The sequence below is a fragment of the Pseudomonas sp. IT-P74 genome (genome assembly GCF_949768175.1).
In the GTDB taxonomy this organism is placed as follows: Bacteria; Pseudomonadota; Gammaproteobacteria; order Pseudomonadales; family Pseudomonadaceae; genus Aquipseudomonas.
Window position 1 is genome coordinate 73390 of the sequence record NZ_CATKQD010000077.1, and the last position, 21770, is coordinate 95159.

19 protein-coding genes are annotated in these 21770 nt (G+C 60.0%); 5 read left to right on the forward strand and 14 right to left on the reverse strand.

All coding sequences use genetic code 11. The features are described 5' to 3' along the window. Positions 1 to 28 precede the first annotated feature (28 nt). A complete protein-coding gene (locus ACM6J5_RS24585; RefSeq protein ID WP_150672101.1) occupies positions 29 to 1420 on the reverse strand; it encodes an L-cystine transporter in 1392 nt (463 codons plus the stop codon). Positions 1421 to 1662: 242 nt separating this feature from the next. Between ACM6J5_RS24585 and ACM6J5_RS24590 the strand changes: the two genes are divergently transcribed. Further along, the gene (locus tag ACM6J5_RS24590) at positions 1663 to 2718 is read left to right on the forward strand and encodes a phosphorylcholine phosphatase (protein ID WP_095945314.1); all 1056 of its coding nucleotides are present in this window, start codon (positions 1663 to 1665) and stop codon (positions 2716 to 2718) included. A gap of 178 nt (positions 2719 to 2896) precedes the next feature. On the opposite strand, the gene ilvD is transcribed toward ACM6J5_RS24590, so the two are convergent. The 4 genes from ilvD to ACM6J5_RS24610 form a co-directional block, all read right to left on the reverse strand. Then, positions 2897 to 4738: a dihydroxy-acid dehydratase gene (ilvD, locus tag ACM6J5_RS24595; RefSeq protein ID WP_414929508.1), complete on the reverse strand. Its 1842-nt coding sequence runs from the start codon at positions 4736 to 4738 to the stop codon at positions 2897 to 2899. A 355-nt stretch (positions 4739 to 5093) separates the two neighbouring features. Next, positions 5094 to 5552, reverse strand: coding sequence for an REP-associated tyrosine transposase (locus tag ACM6J5_RS24600; RefSeq protein WP_414929509.1), 459 nt, complete (start codon positions 5550 to 5552; stop codon positions 5094 to 5096). Positions 5553 to 5748: 196 nt separating this feature from the next. Continuing rightward, positions 5749 to 6945 (reverse strand): MFS transporter, encoded by a 1197-nt coding sequence (locus ACM6J5_RS24605; protein ID WP_414929510.1) that lies wholly within the window; start codon positions 6943 to 6945, stop codon positions 5749 to 5751. Positions 6946 to 7190: 245 nt separating this feature from the next. After that, positions 7191 to 8387, reverse strand: a complete 1197-nt coding sequence (locus tag ACM6J5_RS24610; protein WP_414929511.1) for a class I SAM-dependent rRNA methyltransferase — start codon at positions 8385 to 8387, stop codon at positions 7191 to 7193. Positions 8388 to 8540: 153 nt separating this feature from the next. Here ACM6J5_RS24610 and ACM6J5_RS24615 point away from each other — a divergent pair, with 153 nt between their 5' ends. Next, positions 8541 to 9410, forward strand: coding sequence for an HDOD domain-containing protein (locus ACM6J5_RS24615; protein ID WP_414929512.1), 870 nt, complete (start codon positions 8541 to 8543; stop codon positions 9408 to 9410). 42 nt (positions 9411 to 9452) lie between these two features. After that, on the forward strand, positions 9453 to 10265 hold the full coding sequence (gene mutM, locus ACM6J5_RS24620) for a bifunctional DNA-formamidopyrimidine glycosylase/DNA-(apurinic or apyrimidinic site) lyase (protein ID WP_223456647.1): 813 nt from the start codon (positions 9453 to 9455) through the stop codon (positions 10263 to 10265). Positions 10266 to 10414: 149 nt separating this feature from the next. Here mutM and ACM6J5_RS24625 read toward each other — a convergent pair whose 3' ends face one another. From ACM6J5_RS24625 to ACM6J5_RS24645, 5 genes are all read right to left on the reverse strand, one after another. After that, positions 10415 to 10666: a YfhL family 4Fe-4S dicluster ferredoxin gene (locus ACM6J5_RS24625; protein ID WP_003195146.1), complete on the reverse strand. Its 252-nt coding sequence runs from the start codon at positions 10664 to 10666 to the stop codon at positions 10415 to 10417. Between the two features lie 197 nt (positions 10667 to 10863). Next, a complete protein-coding gene (gene coaD / locus ACM6J5_RS24630; RefSeq protein ID WP_046039203.1) occupies positions 10864 to 11343 on the reverse strand; it encodes a pantetheine-phosphate adenylyltransferase in 480 nt (159 codons plus the stop codon). 115 nt (positions 11344 to 11458) lie between these two features. After that, the gene (locus ACM6J5_RS24635; RefSeq protein ID WP_414929513.1) at positions 11459 to 13054 is read right to left on the reverse strand and encodes a GMC family oxidoreductase N-terminal domain-containing protein; all 1596 of its coding nucleotides are present in this window, start codon (positions 13052 to 13054) and stop codon (positions 11459 to 11461) included. 140 nt (positions 13055 to 13194) lie between these two features. Then, the gene (locus tag ACM6J5_RS24640) at positions 13195 to 13740 is read right to left on the reverse strand and encodes a twin-arginine translocation pathway signal protein (protein WP_095945307.1); all 546 of its coding nucleotides are present in this window, start codon (positions 13738 to 13740) and stop codon (positions 13195 to 13197) included. 28 nt (positions 13741 to 13768) lie between these two features. Further along, positions 13769 to 15199: a coniferyl aldehyde dehydrogenase gene (locus tag ACM6J5_RS24645; RefSeq protein WP_095945306.1), complete on the reverse strand. Its 1431-nt coding sequence runs from the start codon at positions 15197 to 15199 to the stop codon at positions 13769 to 13771. Between the two features lie 145 nt (positions 15200 to 15344). On the opposite strand from ACM6J5_RS24645, the gene ACM6J5_RS24650 reads away from it, so the two are divergent. Then, positions 15345 to 16016, forward strand: coding sequence for a TetR/AcrR family transcriptional regulator (locus tag ACM6J5_RS24650; RefSeq protein ID WP_008048320.1), 672 nt, complete (start codon positions 15345 to 15347; stop codon positions 16014 to 16016). A 32-nt stretch (positions 16017 to 16048) separates the two neighbouring features. Then, the gene (locus tag ACM6J5_RS24655; RefSeq protein ID WP_095945304.1) at positions 16049 to 16903 is read left to right on the forward strand and encodes a sulfurtransferase; all 855 of its coding nucleotides are present in this window, start codon (positions 16049 to 16051) and stop codon (positions 16901 to 16903) included. 44 nt (positions 16904 to 16947) lie between these two features. Here ACM6J5_RS24655 and ACM6J5_RS24660 read toward each other — a convergent pair whose 3' ends face one another. The 4 genes from ACM6J5_RS24660 to ACM6J5_RS24675 all read right to left on the reverse strand — a co-directional run bounded on the left by ACM6J5_RS24660 (position 16948) and on the right by ACM6J5_RS24675 (position 21668). After that, entirely contained in the window at positions 16948 to 17787 is an 840-nt protein-coding gene (locus ACM6J5_RS24660) for an AraC family transcriptional regulator (protein ID WP_150672090.1), read from the reverse strand. A gap of 3 nt (positions 17788 to 17790) precedes the next feature. Next, positions 17791 to 18786: a hydrolase gene (locus tag ACM6J5_RS24665; RefSeq protein WP_414929596.1), complete on the reverse strand. Its 996-nt coding sequence runs from the start codon at positions 18784 to 18786 to the stop codon at positions 17791 to 17793. Positions 18787 to 18883: 97 nt separating this feature from the next. Next, positions 18884 to 20329, reverse strand: a complete 1446-nt coding sequence (locus ACM6J5_RS24670; RefSeq protein WP_150672088.1) for a M16 family metallopeptidase — start codon at positions 20327 to 20329, stop codon at positions 18884 to 18886. Beyond that, positions 20322 to 21668 carry a M16 family metallopeptidase gene (locus ACM6J5_RS24675; protein ID WP_414929514.1) on the reverse strand — a complete coding sequence of 449 codons (1347 nt, stop codon included), beginning with the start codon at positions 21666 to 21668 and terminating at the stop codon, positions 20322 to 20324. The genes ACM6J5_RS24670 and ACM6J5_RS24675 overlap by 8 nt, the downstream gene beginning before the upstream one ends. Between the last annotated feature and the right edge of the window lie 102 nt (positions 21669 to 21770).

Here is a 21770-nt window from a genome sequence, read left to right on the forward strand (position 1 = left end):
GCTGGCGATAGCGGTCTATCGGTGCCGCTTAAGCCTGCGCCAACGCCGAATGCTCATCCGCATCCAGCAACTCTTTATCCGTCTGCTGCATCACCTGACTGGTAATCGCCCCCGCCGTCATCGACCCACTGACGTTCAACGCCGTACGCCCCATATCAATCAACGGCTCGACCGAAATCAGCAGCGCCACCAGTGACACCGGCAAGCCCATCGCCGGCAGCACGATCAACGCGGCAAAGGTCGCGCCGCCACCGACACCAGCCACACCGGCCGAACTCAGCGTGACAATCGCCACCAGTGTCGCGATCCACAGCGGGTCCAGCGGGTTGATGCCCACGGTCGGCGCCACCATCACTGCCAGCATCGCCGGGTACAGGCCGGCGCAACCGTTCTGGCCAATGGTTGCGCCAAACGACGCAGCGAAACTGGCGATGGACTGCGGAATGCCCAGGCGACTGGTCTGCGCCTCGATGCTCAACGGAATCGTCGCAGCGCTGGAGCGGCTGGTGAAGGCAAACGTCAGCACCGGCCAGATCTTGCGGAAGAAGCGCAGCGGATTGATCCCGGCGGCCGACACCAGCAAGCCATGCACCACAAACATCAGGCCCAGGCCCATGTAGGACACCACCACGAAACTGCCGAGCTTGATGATGTCTTGCAGGTTGGAACCGGCGACCACTTTGGTCATCAGCGCCAATACGCCGTACGGGGTCAGCTTCATCACCAGGCGCACCAGGCGCATCACCCAGGCTTGCAGGGTGTCGATGGCGTTGATCACTTTCTGACCTTTTTCGACATCATCCTTGAGCAATTGCAGCGCCGCGACACCCAGGAACGCCGCGAAAATCACCACGCTGATGATCGACGTCGGCTTGGCCCGCGCCAGATCGGCGAACGGGTTTTGCGGAATGAACGACAGCAACAGCTGCGGCACATTCAAATCCGCGACCTTGCCGGCATAGTCGGACTGGATGGTTTGCAGGCGCGCCATTTCCTGGGTGCCAGCCACCAGGCCTTCGGCGGTCAGGCCGAACAGGTTGGTCAGGCTAATGCCGATCAGCGCCGCGATGGCCGTGGTGAGCAGCAGCGTGCCGATGGTCAGGAAGCTGATCTTGCCCAGCGACGAGGCATTGTGCAGGCGGGCCACGGCGCTGAGGATCGAGGCGAACACCAGCGGGATCACGATCATTTGCAGCAGTTGCACATAACCGTTGCCTACCAGATCGAACCAGCCGATCGAGGCTTTGAGTACCGGGTTGCCGGCACCGTAGACAGTGTGCAGCGCCACACCGAACGCCACGCCCAGCACCAGTGCGAGCAGGACTTTTTTCGCCAGGCTCCAAGTGGTGTGGCGGGTTTGCGCCAGACCGAAGAGCAGGGCGAGGAACACCAGCAGATTGAGAATCAGCGGCAGATTCATGAGAGCTCCGAGTGAGACTTGTGCCAGCTACCATCCGGGGTAGCTGCGGACCGGTAAGCCTAACAGCTTGAAAACTAATGAATTAATATCAAAAACGCATGGTTTCCGTCGCTTTTGGAATAAGCGGATGTCGCTGTCAGAAATGCAGCTGGCGCGAAAGGGACGTGCGCGGTCGCTGACAGGCGGGGACTGTCACACTTATTTGTTAGCGTCGATCTCTTTCATATTCAGGGAGAAAGCCAATGAAGTTCGCACCGAAATTGCTGGCTGCAGCACTTTGCCTCGGCCTCGCCGGCCAGGTTCTCGCAACGGATCTGAAACACTGGCCCGCCGATCAGGCCAAGGCGCTGGACGCGATGATCGCCGCCAACGCCAACAAGGGTAACTACGCGGTGTTCGACATGGACAACACCAGTTACCGCTACGACCTCGAAGAGTCGTTGCTGCCGTTCATGGAGAACAAGGGCCTGATCACCCGCGACAAGCTCGATCCCTCCCTGAAACTGATGCCGTTCAAGGACACCGCCGACCACAAGGAAAGCCTGTTCAGCTACTACTACCGCCTCTGCGAAGTCGACGACATGGTTTGCTATCCATGGGTCGCCCAAGTGTTCTCCGGCTTTACGCTCAAGGAACTCAAGGGCTACGTCGACGAGATGATGGCGTCGGGCAAACCTGTGCCGGCCACTTATTACGAAGGCGACGTGGTCAAGAAACTCGACGTCAACCCGCCGAAGATCTTCACCGGCCAGCAAGAGCTGTACAACAAACTGATGGAGAATGGCATCGAGGTCTACGTGATGACCGCCGCCTCCGAAGAGCTGGTGCGCATGGTCGCGGCCGATCCGAAGTATGGCTACAACGTCAAACCGCAGAACGTGATCGGCGTGTCGCTGCTGCTCAAGGATCCGAAGACTGGCGAACTGACCACCGCGCGCAAGCAGGTCACCGCCGGCAAATATGACGAGAAGGCCAACCTCGGCCTCGAACTGACCCCATACCTGTGGACCCCGGCAACCTGGATGGCCGGCAAACAGGCGGCGATCCTGACCTACATCGATGAATGGAAAAAACCGGTGCTGGTCGGCGGCGATACCCCGAGCAGCGATGGTTACATGCTGTTTCACAGCGTTGACGTGGCCAAGGGCGGCATCCACCTGTGGGTCAACCGCAAGGACAAGTACATGACCCAGATCAACGGCATGATGGCCAAGAACGCCGCGGCCCAGGCCAAGGAAGGGTTGACGGTGACGGCTGACAAGAACTGGGTGATCGTCAAGCCTGAAGACATCCAGTAAGACCGGATTACTACTGTAGGAGCGAGCTTGCTCGCGATGGTCGTTAACGATGACGCGTGCTTTCTGATTTAGCGCGGTGTCTTTGCGTTCATCGCGAGCAAGCGCGCTCCTACAGAAAGCTTCGTAAATAAAAATGCCCCGCACTTTGGCGGGGCATTTTTTGTTCGACGGTTAAGCCTTACAGCCCGTCAAGCATCGCCTTGTTACGCACCGCACCCTTGTCGGCACTGGTGGCCAGCAGGGCGTAGGCTTTCAGCGCGGTGGTCACTTTGCGTGGACGCACTTCCACCGGTTTCCAGCCTTTCTTGTCCTGCTCGACCCGGCGTGCAGCCAGTTCTTCGTCGCTGACCAACAGGTTGATCGAGCGGTTCGGAATGTCGATCAGCACTTTGTCGCCGTCCTGCACCAGTCCGATCGCGCCGCCGGCAGCCGCTTCAGGCGAAGCGTGGCCGATGGACAGGCCCGAGGTGCCGCCGGAGAAACGGCCGTCGGTGAGCAGGGCGCAGGCTTTGCCCAGGCCTTTGGATTTCAGGTACGAAGTCGGGTAGAGCATTTCCTGCATGCCCGGGCCGCCTTTCGGGCCTTCGTAGCGAATGATGACGATGTCGCCTTCCTTCACTTCGTCAGCAAGGATGCCGCGCACGGCGCTGTCCTGGCTTTCGAAGATCTTCGCGTTGCCTTCGAACACGTGGATCGACTCGTCGACACCGGCGGTTTTCACCACGCAGCCGTCCAGGGCGATGTTGCCGTAGAGCACGGCCAGGCCGCCTTCTTGCGAGTACGCATGCTCGACACTGCGGATGCAGCCGTTTTCACGGTCGTCGTCCAGGGTTTCCCAACGGGTCGACTGGCTGAACGCGGTTTGCGTCGGGATACCCGCCGGACCGGCCTTGAAGAAGTGGTGCACGGCCTCGTCGGTGGTCTGGGTGATGTCCCACTTGGCGATGGCTTCTTCCATGCTGCGGCTATGCACGGTCGGCAGCTGGGTGTGCAGCAAGCCGCCACGGGCCAGCGAACCGAGGATGCTGAAGATCCCGCCGGCACGGTGCACGTCTTCCATGTGGTACTTCTGGATGTTCGGCGCGACCTTGCACAGTTGCGGCACGTGACGGGACAGGCGGTCGATGTCGCGCAGGTCGAAATCGATCTCGGCTTCCTGGGCAGCGGCCAGCAAGTGCAGGATGGTGTTGGTGGAACCGCCCATGGCGATGTCCAGGGTCATGGCGTTTTCGAACGCCTGGAAGTTCGCGATGTTGCGCGGCAAGACCGACTCGTCGTTATCAAAGTAGTAACGCTTGCACAGCTCGACGATGGTGCGGCCGGCCTGCAGGAACAGCTGTTCGCGGTCACTGTGGGTGGCCAGGGTCGAACCGTTGCCCGGCAATGCCAGACCCAGGGCTTCGACCAGGCAGTTCATCGAGTTGGCGGTGAACATGCCGGAGCACGAACCGCAGGTCGGGCAGGCGCTGCGCTCGTACTCAGCGACTTTCTCGTCAGAAGCGCTGGAGTCGGCGGCGATCACCATGGCGTCGACCAGGTCGAGGCCGTGGGAAGCGAGTTTGGTCTTGCCGGCTTCCATCGGGCCGCCGGAGACGAAGATCACCGGGATGTTCAGGCGCAGGGCCGCCATCAGCATCCCGGGGGTGATCTTGTCGCAGTTGGAGATGCAGACGATGGCGTCGGCGCAGTGGGCGTTGACCATGTACTCGACGGAGTCGGCGATGATCTCGCGGCTCGGCAGCGAATAGAGCATACCGTCGTGGCCCATGGCGATGCCGTCATCGACAGCGATGGTGTTGAATTCCTTCGCCACGCCGCCGGCGCGTTCGATCTCGCGGGCGACCAGTTGGCCCAGGTCCTTGAGGTGGACGTGGCCCGGTACGAACTGGGTGAACGAGTTGGCAATGGCGATGATCGGCTTCTTGAAGTCGTCATCTTTCATCCCCGTGGCGCGCCACAGTGCGCGGGCACCGGCCATGTTGCGGCCGTGGGTGGATGTTTTCGAGCGGTAATCAGGCATGAAGCACTCCGGGCGGCTAATCAGGTATCAAAAGGGAAGTGAGCTTCTATTGACGTCTGGAACACCCAGAAATGGCCGCGTGTCCGGAAGTTGCCGATAACTTTGCGGGATCGCCGCGCGCTTCAGCTTGAGCTCATAAACCCGCCGGGGATGACTGGCGATGAATGTTCGCGATTCTACACGGCTGGCGGCTGGAGGGAATGGCTGCAAGCATTCACGAGACGTGTGGAAAGGCGCAATCCTTGTAGGAGCGAGCTAGCTCGCGATGAACCAGAGAACGCCGCGGGGTGTCAGGCCGCCAGCGTTATCGTTGACGACCATCGCGAGCAAGCTCGCTCCTACAGTTGGCTGCGTTTCAGAGCCAGATGGCGTCCCATAACGGATATTCGCCGAAATGGTCGACTAGCCCTGCTCGCAATGGGTTGGCAATGATGTATCGGGCCATCGCTTTCAGATCGTCCTCGCGACGCAACGCCCGGTCAAAATAACCTTTTTGCCATAGCGTCTCGTGACAACCTCTCGCCTTGTTGATAGCGCGGGCGCTTCGAGATTTTGTGGCTTGCATCAGTTTCGGTAAATCACCGCTATGCAACTCGACCAGCCAGTGAAAATGATCCGGCATGACCACCCAGGCAATAGAGGAGGCTTGGCCGTCCTCGGATGCCTTCCTGAATTCGCTTACCACCATACGACCCATATGCCACTCCTTGAAGATGGGTTGTCGCTGGTGGGTGACAGCAGTGAGCAAATAAACCCGGCCGGTTTCCGAGTAGCGACCGGTGCGTAAATGATGGGCATGCGGGGTGTTGGACATTCCGTTGTCCTCTTCTATGGCTGGAAGAGACAACGTTAGGTGCAGAGGGATAGAACGTACTGGCGACAATGGTTCTGAATGTATCGCTGCCTCCTGTAGGAGCGAGCCTGCTCGCGAAAAACGTCAACGATAACGCGGGTGCGTTTGGTTATCCGCGGTGTCTATTCGGTCTTCGCGAGCAAGCTCGCTCCTACAGTCAGTATCCGATCCGAGCATTTGTTAGTAAGCCCCAGAAGCTGAAAGCGATGAAGCTGACAGCAATGGTCATCAGCAAATTTTCCCCGGTTTGTACGAGGGCGGCGCTACTGACGGCGGCGGTAATGAACATGATGCTGTTGCCTGCGGATGCTGCCGTCCCTGCGCTGTCTGAGAACAGCAACATGGCTGCGGAAATGGCGGCAGGCCGTACCAGGGTGACCGCCAGAGCGCTGATCGCCATCGGTATGAGCAGGGTGATGGTTGTCATCGCCTCATTAAGGATGATTAACATCAACAACAGGCCGGCGGCACCCAGTAGTCCGAGGCCGATGTTGATTTGCACAGAGAGGGAGATATGTTTCTGCACGGCGGTAGCAACGACTCCACCCAGGAAATAGGCGACCCCATACACCACGAGTACCCACGCGTACTGGTACTCGGACAGTTTCAACTCATCCATGAAAATCAGCGGTGTCACGCTGATCAACGCGAAATAACAAGCGAACACTAACGCGGCTATCCACCAATAGCGGATGAAGTCTTGATTCCCAGCGATGGATTTCAGCGTACGGACGACTGAAACGGATGTTTTTTCTGGGAGGGCTGCCTTGGAAGGCAGTATCAGTTGGGCATGGATCAGCATGCCGAGCGCCATGAGCGCAAAACCATAAAAACTACCCTGCCAATCGAAAGTGGTTTGTAGCCAAGAGCCTAACAGCGGTGCCAGTGCAACAAAGGAACCGCTCAGCGTCATGTAATAAATGCGCACCCGGGCCCTGTCCTGTTCATCGAACAAATCCTCCACCAGTGCATGACCCAGCACAAAAAAACCACACCCGATGGCTTGGACTGCACGAAACGCCAGGAAGCTTGGGAAGTCCGTCGCCAGCGCGCAGCCTATCGAGCCGAGGGTAGAAACAAAGATGCACCCAAGAAGAACTTCCTTGCGCCCCCACTTATCTGAAAGCGGGCCGGTTATTAATTGAGAAAGCGCAAAAACTAGCGTGAACAGGCTGATGGAAAGGGCGATGTCAGCGGTTGAGCTGTCGAACTTCGAGGCCAAGGCAGGAAAAGAAGGCAGTAGGATGTTCAGCGGGAAAAAACTGATTAGCGAGATATTGGTAATCAGGATAAAGCGGGAGATTCGTTGGCGTTTCAGGTCGCCACTTAGAGCTGGGTAAGAGGACTCAGACATTGTTTTTGTTTTCCGGAGTGATCAAGTGTTCATGCTTGAAACCAGAAACCGATACTAGTCTGGGGCGCGGGGAGTTCAATCAAAAGCGCTATAGGAGGCTTCCTGTTTTGATGCCGGAAACCTCTGTAGGAGCAGCCGGTCGACGCTCGATTGCTCGCGATGAATTCGAGAACACCGCTGGGTGTCAGGCACCCAGCGTTATCATTGACGACCATCGCGAGCTCGCTCCTACAGTGGTTTGCGTTTTAGCTGTTAGGCAGCAACCGGCAAGTAATGCTCTTGATGTAGCGGGTTTCAGCGATAGCCGGGTGCACCGGATGATCCGGACCCTGACCGCCACGCTCAAGCATCTGGATGTTGCGGTCCAGGTGGCGGGCGCTGGTCAGCAGGATGTTCTGCAGGTCGTCTTCCGGCAGGTGCATCGAGCAGGAGGCGCTGACCAGGATGCCATCCTTGGTGAGCAGGCGCATGGCTTGCTCGTTCAGGCGGCGGTAGGCGCCTTCGCCGTTCTTCATGTCTTTCTTGCGTTTAATGAACGCCGGCGGGTCGGCCACGATCACGTCGAAACGCTCTTCGCTGGCTTTCAGTTCTTTGAGGGCTTCGAACACGTCGCCTTCGATGCAGGTCATTTTCTCGGCAAAGCCGTTCAGCGCGGCGTTGCGCTCGACGCCGTCGAGGGCGAAGGCCGATGCGTCGACGCAGAACACTTCACTGGCGCCGAACGCGGCAGCCTGCACGCCCCAGCCGCCGATGTAGCTGTAGAGGTCGAGCACGCGTTTGCCTTTGGCATAGGGTGCCAGGCGTGCGCGGTTCATGCGGTGGTCGTAGAACCAGCCGGTTTTCTGACCCTGGATGACCGGTGCTTCGAATTTCACGCCGTTCTCTTCGAGGGCAACCCACTCCGGCACCAGGCCGAATACGGTTTCGACGTAGCGGGTGAGGCCTTCGGCGTCACGGGCGGCGGAGTCGTTCTTGAACAGGATGCCGCTTGGCTTGAGTACTTGGGTCAGCGCTGCAATCACGTCGTTTTTATGGGCTTCCATGGTGGCCGAAGCGATCTGCACCACCAGGATGTCGCCGAAACGGTCGACCACCAGGCCTGGCAGCAGGTCGGAGTCGCCGTAGACCAGGCGATAGAACGGCTTGTCGAACAGGCGATCGCGCAGGGACAGGGCCACGTTCAGGCGATGCACCAGCAGCGATTTGTCCAGCGGCAACTTGATGTCGCGCGACAGCAGTCGGGCGCAGATCAGGTTGTTCGGGCTCATGGCAACGATACCCAGCGGCTTGCCGCCGGCGGCTTCGAGGATCGCCTGGTCGCCGGCCTTGAAACCGTGCAAAGGTGTAGCGGCTACATCGATTTCGTTGCTGTAGACCCACAAGTGACCGTTGCGCAGACGACGGTCGGCGTTGGCTTTGAGGCGCAGGCTAGGCAGGGACATGTCGTCGCTCCGGAAAAAAGAGCGGGAGTATAGCGTGTTGAGACCCCGGATTGGCCTGCAAGTGGACATGTGGCGAGGGTTGTCTTGCGATTTGGTATGTCGGATCCAACTTCATAAAGGTTAGAATCATCGTCTGACCCAGAGTGTGCACAAATGTCCCAAGAGCTGACTTGCGAACAGATCCAACAAGCCCTGCAGGGCATCAGCGTACCGGCCCAGCCGCAAATCATGGTGGATTTGCAGATGGAGCAGTACATGCCCGACCCGGATCTGGAAGTCATTGCCAGGCTGATCTCCCAGGACCCGGGCCTTTCCGGTTCCCTGCTGAAGATCGTCAATTCGCCGTATTACGGGCTGAGCAACAAGATTGCTTCGATCCAGCGCGCGGTAAATCTGCTGGGCAGCCGCTCGGTCATCAACCTGATCAATGCGCAGTCGATCAAGGGCGAGATGAATGACGACACCATTGTCACCCTGAACCGTTTCTGGGACACCGCCCAGGACGTGGCCATGACCTGCCTGACCCTGGCCAAGCGCATCGGCGTTGAAAATGGCGACGAAGCCTATGCCCTGGGCCTGTTCCACGACTGCGGCGTGCCCCTGATGCTCCAGCGTTTCCCCGACTACATGGGCGTTCTGGAGCAGGCCTATGCCAACGCCAGTGCCGAGTGCCGGGTGGTGGATACGGAGAACCAGGTGTTCAATACCAATCACTCGGTGGTCGGGTATTACACGGCCAAATCCTGGCGTCTGCCGGAGCACGTGAGCGCGGCGATTGCCAATCACCACAATGCCCTGGCGATCTTCAGCGATGAGTCGTCGCGTAACAGTTCGATGAAGAACCTGCTGGCAATCCTGAAGATGGCCGAGCATATTTGCGCGTCGTACCGGGTGCTGGGCAATCAGACCGAAGATCACGAGTGGAACAGCATCGCGCCGCTGGTGCTCGATTATGTCGGCCTCTCGGACTACGACTTCGAGACCCTCAAGCAGACGATTCGCGACCTCGGCACTCATCGCTGAGTGTCGGAACCTTCCAGGCCATGCGCCTGAGCCGAGAGCACCATGCCTGAATTGCCAGAAGTCGAAACCACCCGTCGCGGCATCGCGCCGTACCTGGAAGGCCAGCGTGTGAGCCGGGTGATCGTGCGTGACCGGCGCTTGCGCTGGCCGATTCCCGAAGACCTCGATGTGCGCTTGTCCGGGCAGCGCATCGTATTGGTGGAGCGGCGCGCCAAGTACCTGCTGATCAATGCCGAAGTCGGCACCTTGATCAGTCATTTGGGCATGTCAGGCAATTTGCGTCTGGTGGAGGTCGGGCTGCCGGCGGCCAAGCATGAGCATGTGGACATCGAACTGGAGTCAGGCCTGGCGCTGCGTTACACCGACCCGCGGCGCTTCGGCGCAATGCTCTGGAGTCTCGATCCGCTCAATCATGAATTGCTGATCCGCCTGGGGCCTGAGCCGCTGACCGACCTGTTCGATGGTGAGCGTCTGTTCCAGCAGTCCCGTGGCCGCTCGATAGCGGTCAAGCCGTTCATCATGGATAACGCGGTGGTGGTGGGTGTGGGCAATATCTACGCGACCGAAGCGTTGTTCGCCGCCGGGATCGACCCGCGCCGCGAAGCCAGGAGCATTTCCCGTGCGCGTTACTTGAAACTGGCCATCGAGATCAAACGCATCCTGGCGGCTGCCATCGAGTGTGGCGGTACCACGTTGCGGGACTTTATCGGTGGCGATGGTCAGCCCGGTTATTTCCAGCAGGAACTGTTCGTGTACGGCCGTGGCGGTGAGCACTGCAAGGTCTGTGGCACGGGCCTGCGGGAAGTGAAGCTCGGGCAGCGCGCCAGCGTTTTTTGCCCGCGTTGTCAGAGCTGAAAGTCAGTTGGATCTTCAGTGAGGCTGATGACGTCATCGCGAGCAAGCTCGCTCCCACAGGGGATTTGTGAGCAACGCAGATCCAGTGTGGGAGCGAGCTTGCTCCGGGCGGCGTTCCGACGATGAGGTCCGAAAGAGCGCTACATCATTCAAGCCTTGCCGGTAATTTTCCGGTACTTCTCCATCAACTGTTCTTCAGTCTCCGGATGAGCTTCGTCCAGTGGAATGCAATCCACCGGGCAGACCTGCTGGCACTGCGGTTCGTCGTAGTGGCCGACACACTGGGTGCACAGGTTCGGGTCGATCACGTAGATCTCTTCGCCTTGGGAAATGGCGGCGTTCGGGCACTCGGGTTCGCAGACGTCGCAGTTGATGCAATCGTCGGTGATGATCAGGGACATGCTAACTCCAGCCGGGGCGGCAAGCCCGGGCGCAATAAACCAATGCACACAATTGTGCCGCATTGGCGCCTGCGATGCACGCAGGTGCGACGTACTGTAGGAGCCAGCCGGCTGGCGATGAACCCGAGAACGCCGCGGGGTGTCAGGTTTCCCGCGCTATCGTTGACGTCCATCGCGAGCAGGCTCGCTCCTGCATATTACTTCTTGAAACGTTCGGTCAGTGCGTCCGCCACCACAGGGTGCACGAACTTGGTGATATCGCCGCCCAAGGCTGCGATTTCACGGACCAGCGTCGAGGAAATGAACGAGTAGCGTTCGGACGGGGTAAGGAACAGGCTTTCCACATCCGGTGCCAGTTGGCGGTTCATGTTGGCCAGCTGGAACTCGTATTCGAAGTCCGATACTGCGCGCAATCCACGCAGGAACACGTTGGCGTTCTTCTCTTTGGCGAAGTGCGCCAGCAGCGTCGAGAAGCCGACGACTTCAACGTTCGGCAGATGTTTAGTGACCTCGCGCGCCAGTTCTACCCGTTGTTCCAGAGGAAACAGCGGGTTTTTCTTGGGGCTAGCGGCAACGGCGATGATCACGTGATCGAACAGGCGCGAGGCGCGTTCGACCAGATCGCCATGGCCCTTGGTAATAGGGTCGAAGGTACCTGGGTACAACACTCGGTTCATCGCGTCGTCCTGGCGGGAATCCGTTGGGGAGTCGGATGGTATCGCAGCCTTCCCGGTCGGCCAAGTCGCCTGTTGGGTAAGAAAGCACTATAGACGATGGGAATTATCGTCATTTTCACGGGTTTTTTAAACGTTCGGCCAGGGAAGTCGCCAGTTGCGCCGTCAGTCCGTAGACCGACAGCTGCGGATTGGCGCCAATGCTGGTGGGGAACAGCGAGCCGTCGTGAATCGACAGATTACCCAGTTGATGATGCCGGCCGAGACTGTCGGTCACCGCGATTGTCGGGTCCTCACCCATGGCGCAACCGCCCATCACATGGGCGCTGCCCAGGCGTGTGCGATACAACTCCAGGCTCAGGCCGTCGATCAGGGTGCGCGCTTCGGCGAGGGTCTTCACGTAGCGGGCGTCGGCGTGCATCGGCATCACGGCCTTGGCGCCACCGGCAAACTGGATCTCGGCCATGGTATGGAACGCCCGGCGCAATCCATCCCAGGCGTAGGGTGATAGCTGGTAATCCAGCACCGGCGTGTCATCGCTGCGCAATTCGACGCTGCCACCGGGGCTGTCAGGGTGAAAACCGTCCCGCAGCAACGCCAGCATGGCGTGGGTATGGGCCAGATTGGCCATGTGCTGCGAATTTTCCTGGCCGAAACCACCGAGCAGTGTCGTGGCCAGCGCCGGGTGCAGGGGCGGGACTTCCAGTTTGTAGGACATCTTGCCCGTGGTGCCGTCCTGCCATTGGAAATGGTCGGAATAGATCGACTGCGGCGCGCCGTAGAAGGGGTTGACCACTTCATCGAACAGCGCGGCGGACATGTTCACCGGGTGCAGGAACGTGCGTTTGCCCAGGCGCTCGTGCGGGTCGGGTGCCCCGGAACGCATCAGCAAGGCAGGGCTGTTGATGCCGCCACCGGCCAGCACGAAATGCCGCGCCTTGATCGTGATGGTGCGCCCGGTCGGTGCGACGCAGCGTTCATCCATCGCCGAACATTGCAGGCCGGTGACCTTGTCGCCGCTGATGTTAAGTTTTTCGGCGCGGGCCAGGTAAAGCAACTCGCCGCCTTTTTCCAGGGTCGCTGGAATGGTGGTGACCATCATCGATTGCTTGGCGTTGGTCGGGCAGCCCATGCCGCAGTATCCGAGGTTCCAGCAGCCACGAACGTTGCGCGGGATGACGTGCCACGAGTAGTTCAGTGCTTCGCAGCCCTTGCGGATCACATCATTGTTGGCGTTGGGTGGCACCATCCACGGCGCGACGCCCAGGCGTTGCTCCATTTTCTCGAACCATGGCGCCATTTCCGCCGGGCTGTGGCCCTTGACGTTGTGCTCCTTGGCCCAGTGTTCCAGGGTCAGCTCCGGCGTACGGAAACTGGAGGTCCAGTTGATCAGCGTGGTGCCGCCCACCGCCCGGCCCTGGAGGATGGTGATCGCGCCGTCTTTGCTCATGCGGCCGATGCCTTCCTGATACAGGCTGGCGTAGGCCTGGTCCTCGAGCAGCTTGAAGTCGCTGCTGGTCTTGAGCGGGCCTTCCTCGATCAGCAGCACCTTGTAGCCGGCCGCGCTAAGGATTTCAGCGGTAGTGCCGCCGCCGGCACCGCTGCCGATGATCGCCACGTCCGCTTCGAGTGTCAGGTCCTGGGTCAGTAGCGAGCCGTTGTAGGTTTTCCAGCCTCTGGCCATGCCTTCGCGGAACGGATCGGGTACGGGCATCTTCGGGTTCTCTTTTTATTGTTGGGGTGGGCGGTGAAGCGGCTGGCCCCATCGCGAGCAAGCTCGCTCCCACACTGGTTCTGCATCGTTCACAAATCCCCTGTGGGAGCGAGCCTGCTCGCGATAGGGGGGACTCGGTTTCAGACCGTAGGCGGCCCGGGATACCCGCAATGCGCCCACGATTCCTTGCGCCCGTACCAGGCCATCATGACCAGTTGCAGCAAGGAGCTGTGGCCCATGCGCAACAGGCTCAACGAGCTGTTTTCCCAACGATCGAGAAAGGCTCGGATGTCGTTGGCGCTGGCGTTTTCCCAGCTGCCCCAGATCCCGGTCAACGGTCCGCGGGTCACGGCCATGCCCAGCACATCGAACAGTTGTTGGGTCAGCTTGAGCATTTCCGGCGACAGGTGGGCGAGGCTGTAGTCCAGGCTTTTCAGTGTGCCCTCGACAGCCTCGGGCATCCGTTCAGCGGTCACGGCACCCTCGAGCATGACCGGAATCAATGCCCGCAAGAACAGCAGGTCGCCGCTGCGTAACGTGACGAAACCATTGGCCGGCGCGCTCGACGAACAACCGCTGAGGCTGGCTCCGAGTCCGGCGGTGGCGAGGAAAGCCGTGGCGCCGAGGCTGAATTTAAGCAGCCCGCGCCGTGACAGCGCGGGTGTATCGGACAGGCTGGGGTTCATTATTGTTATTACCCGACGGTGAAGATCGTTAGCGGATGAACAGCTTCTGGATCAGCTTCTGAATCGATTTTCCATACGGCGGATAGATCAGTTTCGCCGCATTGAACCGTTGTTTGATCAGCACCCCCTTGGCTTTGCTGAAGGTCAGGAACCCTTCATGGCCGTGGTAGTGGCCCATGCCCGAGGCACCGATGCCGCCGAACGGCATGTCGTCCTGGGCAACGTGCAGCAGGGTGTCGTTCAGGCACACGCCGCCGGAATGGGTTTCGTGCAGCACGCGCTGTTGTTCGCGCTTGTCGTAGCCGAAGTAATACAGCGCCAGTGGGCGAGGGCGCTGGTTGATGTAGGCAAATGCCTGGTCCAGATCCTTGTACGGCACGATCGGCAGCAGCGGACCGAAGATTTCGTCCTGCATCACCGTCATCTCGTCCGTGACGTTGAGCAGCAGGCTATGGCCCATGCGGCGGCCCTGGCCCTGTTCGAACAGCGGCATCAGCAGCGCACCCTTGCTGGTGGCGTCGCTGACGTAGCCGTTGAGACGTGCCAGTTGTCGCTCATTGATGATCGCGGTGTAGTCCGGGTTGTCAGCCAGCGTCGGATAAAACCCGCGGACGGCTGTGCGATAGGCTTCGACGAAACCTCCGACGCGATCCTCCGGCACCAGCACATAGTCCGGGGCCACGCAGGTCTGGCCGGCGTTCAGGGTCTTGCCGAAGGCGATGCGCTCGGCGGCGTCCTTGAGCGGCACGTCGCGGGAAACAATGGCCGGGGACTTGCCGCCAAGCTCCAGAGTCACCGGGGTCAGGTTTTCCGCGGCGGCGCGCATCACGTGTTTGCCGATGCTGGTGGCGCCGGTGAACAGCAGGTGATCGAACGGCAGGCGTGAAAACGCCACGCCCATGTCCGCCTCGCCCAGGACCACGCAAACCAGGTCTTCGGGGAAGATTCGCGCCAGCAGTCGCTTCATCAGCAGGCCGGTCGCGGGAGTCGACTCACTGAGCTTGAGCATCACCCGATTGCCCGCCGACAGCGCGCCGACCAACGGGCCGATGGCCAGGTACAGCGGGTAGTTCCACGGCACGATGACCCCGACCACGCCCAGTGGTTGATAAACCACTTTGGCCGAGGCGGGCTGGAAGGCTGCGCCCACTTTGCGTCGCGAGGCTCGCATCCAGCCCTTGAGGTGTTTGCTGGCGTAATGGATGCCGTGCAGGCTGGGCATCAGTTCGGCGAGCAGAGTTTCATCGGCGCTGCGATGACTGAAGTCCTGGCTGATCGCATCGATCAGGGCCTGGCGTTCGTTGTTCAACAAATCCTTTAGCGCCTTGAGCCATTGCTGGCGCTGCGCAGCCGGTGGCATCGGGTTGGCGGCGTAGGCGGCACGCTGGGCGTCGAACAGGGCCTGAAGCTCTTCCAACGGCTGCTGTAGGTTCTGAAGGTAGGAAATTTCAGCAGTCATGGTCGGCTCCGGATTTATTGTAATGAAGCACTTTTTAGAGCCTATACTCTAAAAAGTCAAATGACATCCTGGAACAGCTTGGTTTTATCCGCTCGCGGATAGATCTAAGATGCCCGTCAACGCACTCTGAATTAAAGCTCAAGCCATGGCCCCACGGATCAAAACCAGCGAGCGCATCGTGCAGAACAGCCTGGAGCTGTTCAACCAGCAGGGCGAGCGCAGCATCAGCACCAACCACATTGCTGCCCATATGGAAATTTCCCCGGGCAACCTGTACTACCACTTCCCGAACAAGCAGGCGATCATCGCCGTGCTGTTCAGCGAGTACGAAAGCCTGGTGGACAGCTTCCTGCGTCCGCCCCAGGGCCGTGCCGCCACGGTGGAAGACAAGCGCTTCTACCTCAAGGAGCTGTTGTCGGCGATGTGGCGCTACCGGTTTCTGCATCGTGATCTCGAACATTTGCTCGACAGCGATCCGGACCTGGCCGACCGCTATCGACGCTTCTCCCAGCGCTGCCTGATCCAGGGTTCGGCGATCTACGAAGGTTTCGTCGCCGCCGGCATCCTGAAGATGGACAAGGTGCAGATCGAATCCCTGACGCTCAATGCCTGGATCATCCTCACGTCCTGGGTGCGCTTTCTGTGCACCACGCGGGAGAATTCCAGCCACCTCAGCGAGCAAGCCATTAAACGTGGGGTGTATCAGGTGCTGGTGCTGGAAGCCGGGTTTGTCACGGATGAGGCCCGCGATGCGGTCAGTGCCTTGTTCGAAGAGTTTTACGTGCCCCTGGCCCAGGCATTGGAAGAAGTACAGTAGGATCAAGACCGACTTAAGCACAGGAGCCCGCTATGCCCATTGCGCAATTGATCAGCCCGCAAGCACTGGACCTGAAAAAGGACCAGCCGGGGCTGGTGATTCTGGATTGTCGTTTTGCCCTCGAAGACCCGGATTACGGTCAGCGCAGCTATGCCGAAGGGCATATCGCCGGTTCGAGCTATGCCGACCTCGAGCGTGACCTGAGTGGAGCCGTGGTCAAGGGCGTGACCGGGCGTCATCCGTTGCCCGAGCCGGCGCAACTGATCGAGCGCCTGCAAGCCTGGGGCATCAACGCCGATAGCGAAGTGGTTTTGTATGACGACGGTCCGGGGGCCTATGCGGCGCGGGCCTGGTGGTTGCTGGCGTGGTTGGGCAAACGCGACGGTGTTTTCATCCTCGATGGCGGTCTCAAGGCCTGGCACGCGGCCGGTTTGCCGCTGAGCCTGGATGCGCCGGCGATCGCCCGTGGCTCCTTCACCGGTAGTCCTGACATGGCGTTGCTGATCAGTGCCGAGCGGCTGCAAAAGCGCCTTGCGCGGCCGGAACTGACCCTGCTCGATGCTCGCGCATTGCCGCGTTTCAAGGGGGAAGTGGAACCGATCGATCCGATTGCCGGGCACATCCCTGGCGCCCAGTGTGCGGCGTTTACCGAGAACCTTGGCAGTGACGGGCGCTTCCTGCCGGCCGATCAGCTCAAGCAGCGTTTCTCCGCGAAACTGGGCGATCGTTCGCCGAATGATCTGGTGGCGTACTGCGGCTCCGGCGTGACGGCGTGCCACAACCTGTTTGCGTTGTGTCTTGCCGGTTATCCGTTGGGTTCATTGTATGCCGGGTCATGGAGCGAGTGGATCAACGAGCCTGCGCGGGGCATCACCACCGGCGAGTAAACACCACTAATACCTGTGGGATGGATGGTGTTTTTGAGATCTCGTTAAGCCTCAAGTCCCCGTTTTGCACTGCGATACGCCCCCGGTCCAACCCCATACACCTGCTTGAACTGCCGGCTCAGATGGCTCTGGTCGGCAAACCCCAGTTGCATCGCGACTTCCAGCGGCAGACAACCACTTTGCAGCAACGCCCGCGCCCGGGCGATACGCTGTTGCATCAGCCAGGTGTGCGGCGGCATGCCGGTGGCCCGGCGGAACACCCGGGCGAAATGGAATGGCGAGAGATTGACCGTCGCCGCCAGTGCCTCCAGTGAAGGTGGTGCTGCCAGTTGCACGAGCAGCAACTCCTTGGCCAGGCTCACGGCCCGGTGTTCCTTGCCGGGTTTACCGGCATCGGGCACCGCCGCATGACGCTGCAACAGTGACAGCACCAGTTCGCGCCAGATCGTTTGTTGCTGCAAAGCGGTGGCGGGGCTTTCCAGTAAACGGTGAAGCTGGCAGAAACCGTTCACCAGATCCTGATCGCGATACAGCGTGGCACCGAAGGTCGGCAAGTGACGGGTTGGCAACTCGAGTTCGGCCAGCAGCGAAGTTATCTGCCCGCTGTCCGGATAAAACGCCCGATACAGCCAGCCATCCTCGGTGCCTTTGTGGCCGGTGTGCAATTCATCGGGGTTGATCAGCACCAGCGTGCCGCTGCCTGCCAGGTGTTCGGCGCCGCGATAGCGATAACGCTGGGCGCCCGCCATGATCATGCCGATCACATAGCCGTCATGCACATGGGGGGCAAAACGATGGTCGATGTAGCGGGCGGACAACAACTCGACCCCAGCCAGCGGCGGAGTTTGCCAGAAGTGGATCGACTCGCCTTGGTCAGCGTCCATGATTCAAGCGCACCCTATGGCGGCCAGCCACTCGGGGATGCGCCGTTCCAGGTAGTAACCCGGTTGCTTGAGCGAGCCATCGACGAAACCGACATGCCCGCCCTTGGCTTGCAGTTCGAATTGCGTGCAAGCGGACAGTTCATCGACGTGCGGCAGGCTGTGGGGAAACACGAAGGGGTCGTCGGCGGCCTGAATCATCAAGGTCGGCGTACGAATTTCGCCAAGGAAATAGCGGCTGGAGGCGCGGCGATAATAATCCTCGGCGTCGGCGAAACCGTGCAGTGGCGCGGTGACGCGTCCATCGAAGTCCCAGAACGTGCGCATGTTTTCCAGGGATCCGAGGGCCGCCAGGGCTGCCAGGCCGTCCTCGCGTCCGTCGTGCTGGAACTGTCGCTGTTTGTTCTTGATGTAGGCGACCATCTCGCGCATGAAATGCGCCTGGTAAACCTTGGAAAAGCCCTGGCCGATACGGTCGGCGCACTGGTCCAGGCGGAACGGTACCGACACCGCCACGGCGCCCGTCAAGTCGCTGTCGCTGCCGGTTTCGCCCAAATGCTTGAGCAGGACATTACCGCCAAGGGAGTAGCCCACCGCATACAGTGGCGCCAGAGGCCGTTTGGCCCGCAAGTGTCTGATGGTTTCGGCCAGGTCTTCGCTGGCGCCGGAATGGTAGCTGCGCGGCAACAGGTTGGGTTCGCCCGAACAGCCGCGCCAGTTCAGCGCGACGCTGGCCCAGCCACGGTCGCCCAGAGCTTTTTGCATGCCCGCCACGTAAGGCGAATTCGACGAACCGGTGAGCCCGTGCAGCACCAGCACCAACGGTGCATCGGCAATGTGCGGGCCGTGCCAGTCAAGGTCGAGAAAATCGCCGTCTTCAAGCCACAGGCGTTCGCGTTCACGGCCGATGTGCACGGTTTTACGCCACAGCGGCCCCCACAAGGTTTGCAAGTGCGGATTGCCGATGCCGAAGGCAGGGGTGAAGGACGGCGGTACGGCCAGTGCGGGGTGCGGTTGCACAGTCATTCTCGGTGGGAGTGTTCATGAGTCTGCCCGAAGACGCGGCGCGACAGTGCCACAACCGCGTCATCATGGTTGTCTAACTTGCCACAATCTCGCCAGGCACGCGACACATGGCATTGGTTGCGCTTTCGCCTGGAGCTGGCAGCGGTTGTTGATCGGTCTTCGGCCCCAGGATGACAGCGCGCCATTGGTCGGCGTGGTAATGCCGGTTGAGTGCTGTTTTGATTGATATCAGGTTCAGCTTCAAGGCTGCTTGCGTGGCAAAGTCGAGGTCCAGCGGCAGATTGTGAGCGCTGATGGCGTGCAACTGTCTCAGAATCTGCATATTGGTAGCGCTGTTCAAAGGCGCGCTACCGGCCAATCGCTGTTGGCTGTCCTCGAGTTCCTGTTGGGTAGGTCCTTGAGCGAGGAAGTCACTGAACATCGTCTTGATATGGGCCAGCACGGCATCGGCCTGCTCCGGTCGGGTCTGCAATTTAATAGTCAGCAACCCTTGTGCCTGAAGGGCTGAGAGGTCGGCGTCAACGTGATAGGTCAGACCTCGGCGTTCACGCAGTTCATGGGTCAGTCGGTTGGTGAAAATCCGCATGGCCATCTGTAGCCCGACGTAGTCCGGACTGTTTTGCAGGACACTTGGCTGGGCAAGGCGCAGGTAAGCCTGGGTCGATGGTCGCTCAATGCGCAGCAGACCTGGAGCGGCTGGACTTGTCACTGGCTGGATCGCCGCAGTGGCCGGTCCCAGGGGCAAGGCCGCGGATATCTGCGCACCGATGCGTTGGGCTTCTTCCTCGGTGAGGTCGCCGACCAGTGTGATCTGGGCATTGCCCGCGGCATAAGCCTCGCGATGAAAGTCTTGCACCTGGGTGCGGGTGATGGCGGTCAGTCCGGCCCTGGTTCCGTAGAGGGACTGGGCATAACCGTGGTCGGGAAACAGCTGGCCGAGATTGGCTATTTGGGCTTGAGCTGCATGGGACTGCTCTTCATGGTCCAGAAAGTACTGCAGTTGGGATTTCACCGTAGGCAGGGACTCTTGCGGTAACAGCGGCTTGCCGAGTACCTGGGCAAACAGTTCCAGGGCTGGAGTGCGCCGTGATTCGTCACTCAGACTTCGCAGGGAAATCCAGATCCGGTCCTGGCTGATGCCCATATTCATCCTTGCACCCAGATTATCGAAAGTCGCCTGTATGGCATTGACGTCTTTGCCAGCCACACCCTCATTCAAAAGGCTATAGGTGACAGCGGCCAGGCCGGGGTTATGCGGCGTGTGGGCGCTGCCGGCGGCAAAGCTCACAAGGGCATCGAACATCGGCAGGCCAGGGGTGCGGATGAACAGGATCTTCGTTCCGCTGAGCGTTTTGTAACCCTTGATCGACAGCGTGCGGTGGGTCGCCGGAGTCTGTGGTTCATTGAGCGATTGCAGCACTGGTTTCTGGGGCGCCGTGGTTGCAGTGGCAGGGGACTGTGCACTCGACAGCATGCCGACCAGGATCAATCCGTTGATGAGGCCTTTGAGCTTATCCATTGTTTTTCTCCGGCAGGATTTTCGCGGTACTCAGGCGCTCGCGCGTCAGGTAAGTCTTTGCGACCTGTTGAATATCCAGGGGTGTGACCGTGTTCAGCTCATCCGTATCCCGATCGGCCAGCCGCCAGTCGAGGCCGATGGTTTCCAGCAGACCCAAGATGTCGGCCTGCCCTTCCAGATCATCCTGTGCATAAACCGTGTTAGCGATCACAAGGTTTTTCGCTCGCTCCAGTTCAGCCGGTTCCGGCGCCTTGCTCTTCAGTGATTCGATCACTTGCCACAGACGGACGAGGGCCTCGTCAGCGTCATTGAGCTTGTCCGGGTTGAGCTGTGTGGTGATGGTCAGCAACGAATCGCCGCGTTTGAAGGCGTCGTACTCTGAGTCGGCCTCGGTGAATATCGTGTCGCTCCGTTGCAGCTGCTGTTTGATCCGCGCGCTACTGGATCCGGCCAGTAACATATCGAGCAAGCGCAGGGCATGGGCGGTCCGACGATCCGGTGCCGTGGCCAGGCTGGGCGCGTTGAAGCTCATGATCAGGCGCGGGGATGCTATCGGTGCATGCAGGGCCAGTGACCGTTCACCGGCAGACGCCAGTTCGACGGGGGCAGGCGTCACAGGTGTCGCACGTTGCTCAAGGTGGCCGAAGTACTGCTGTGCCAGGGCCTTGATCCGCTCAGGTGCAACATCGCCAACGACCACCAGCGTCGCATTGTCCGGCGAATACCAGGCCTGATACCACTGCTGCAATTGCACGGTGTTCATGCGTTGCAGATCGTGCATCCAGCCGATCGTCGGGGTGCGGTAGCTGCTGGCCGGGTAGGCAATGCTGTTCAGTCTTTCGTGAACCGACGCGGTGATCTCATCATCAACGCGCATCCGACGCTCCTCCTGAATGACCTTGAGCTCCGGTGTGAAGTCCTGTTCATTCAGCTCGGCCGTACTCATCAGGTCGGCCAGTATTTCGAACGCGACGCCAGTGCGGCTGGAAGGCAGGGTCTGGTAAAAAACTGTGTAGTCAGCGCTGGTGGATGCGTTATGACTGGCGCCAAGCTTATCCAGTACCGTCATGAACTCTCCGGCGCAGGCCTTGCTGCTGCCTTTGTAGACCATATGTTCGAGGGCGTGGGACAGGCCCGACTGGCCGGGTGGTTCGTGGCTTGAGCCGGTCTTGATCCAGAGTTGGGCGGTGACGATGGGGGAGCGGTGGTCCTCGCGCACGACAACCTTGAGGCCGTTATCCAGTACGAAGTCTTGTGTCGCAGGGGGTGCCGCCGCGCTGGCCATGAGTGGCAGACAGGCGATAAAGGGCAGCATAAAAGTGCTGCTGGAGATGTTCATCCGTGTTCATCCTCAGTGGTTTGCAGTTAATTGCGCAAACCACTGTGGATGATCCGAAAGGACGTCAGGCGGTAACTATGTAGTGCACTGCACAACCGGTTT

Excerpts from the sequence above, each read along its gene's own strand:
- ACM6J5_RS24650 (WP_008048320.1), top strand. The coding sequence starts at position 15,345 with ATGGCCCCACGGATCAAAACCAGCGAGCGCATCGTGCAGAACAGCCTG.
- ACM6J5_RS24635 (WP_414929513.1), bottom strand. The coding sequence starts at position 13,054 with ATGCCCGTACCCGATCCGTTCCGCGAAGGCATGGCCAGAGGCTGGAAA.
- coaD (WP_046039203.1), bottom strand. The coding sequence starts at position 11,343 with ATGAACCGAGTGTTGTACCCAGGTACCTTCGACCCTATTACCAAGGGC.
- ACM6J5_RS24660 (WP_150672090.1), bottom strand. The coding sequence starts at position 17,787 with ATGGACGCTGACCAAGGCGAGTCGATCCACTTCTGGCAAACTCCGCCG.
- ACM6J5_RS24585 (WP_150672101.1), bottom strand. The coding sequence starts at position 1,420 with ATGAATCTGCCGCTGATTCTCAATCTGCTGGTGTTCCTCGCCCTGCTC.
- ilvD (WP_414929508.1), bottom strand. The coding sequence starts at position 4,738 with ATGCCTGATTACCGCTCGAAAACATCCACCCACGGCCGCAACATGGCC.
- mutM (WP_223456647.1), top strand. The coding sequence starts at position 9,453 with ATGCCTGAATTGCCAGAAGTCGAAACCACCCGTCGCGGCATCGCGCCG.
- ACM6J5_RS24655 (WP_095945304.1), top strand. The coding sequence starts at position 16,049 with ATGCCCATTGCGCAATTGATCAGCCCGCAAGCACTGGACCTGAAAAAG.
- ACM6J5_RS24675 (WP_414929514.1), bottom strand. The coding sequence starts at position 21,668 with ATGAACATCTCCAGCAGCACTTTTATGCTGCCCTTTATCGCCTGTCTG.
- ACM6J5_RS24640 (WP_095945307.1), bottom strand. The coding sequence starts at position 13,740 with ATGAACCCCAGCCTGTCCGATACACCCGCGCTGTCACGGCGCGGGCTG.
- ACM6J5_RS24615 (WP_414929512.1), top strand. The coding sequence starts at position 8,541 with ATGTCCCAAGAGCTGACTTGCGAACAGATCCAACAAGCCCTGCAGGGC.
- ACM6J5_RS24590 (WP_095945314.1), top strand. The coding sequence starts at position 1,663 with ATGAAGTTCGCACCGAAATTGCTGGCTGCAGCACTTTGCCTCGGCCTC.
- ACM6J5_RS24600 (WP_414929509.1), bottom strand. The coding sequence starts at position 5,552 with ATGTCCAACACCCCGCATGCCCATCATTTACGCACCGGTCGCTACTCG.
- ACM6J5_RS24645 (WP_095945306.1), bottom strand. The coding sequence starts at position 15,199 with ATGACTGCTGAAATTTCCTACCTTCAGAACCTACAGCAGCCGTTGGAA.
- ACM6J5_RS24670 (WP_150672088.1), bottom strand. The coding sequence starts at position 20,329 with ATGGATAAGCTCAAAGGCCTCATCAACGGATTGATCCTGGTCGGCATG.
- ACM6J5_RS24610 (WP_414929511.1), bottom strand. The coding sequence starts at position 8,387 with ATGTCCCTGCCTAGCCTGCGCCTCAAAGCCAACGCCGACCGTCGTCTG.
- ACM6J5_RS24605 (WP_414929510.1), bottom strand. The coding sequence starts at position 6,945 with ATGTCTGAGTCCTCTTACCCAGCTCTAAGTGGCGACCTGAAACGCCAA.
- ACM6J5_RS24625 (WP_003195146.1), bottom strand. The coding sequence starts at position 10,666 with ATGTCCCTGATCATCACCGACGATTGCATCAACTGCGACGTCTGCGAA.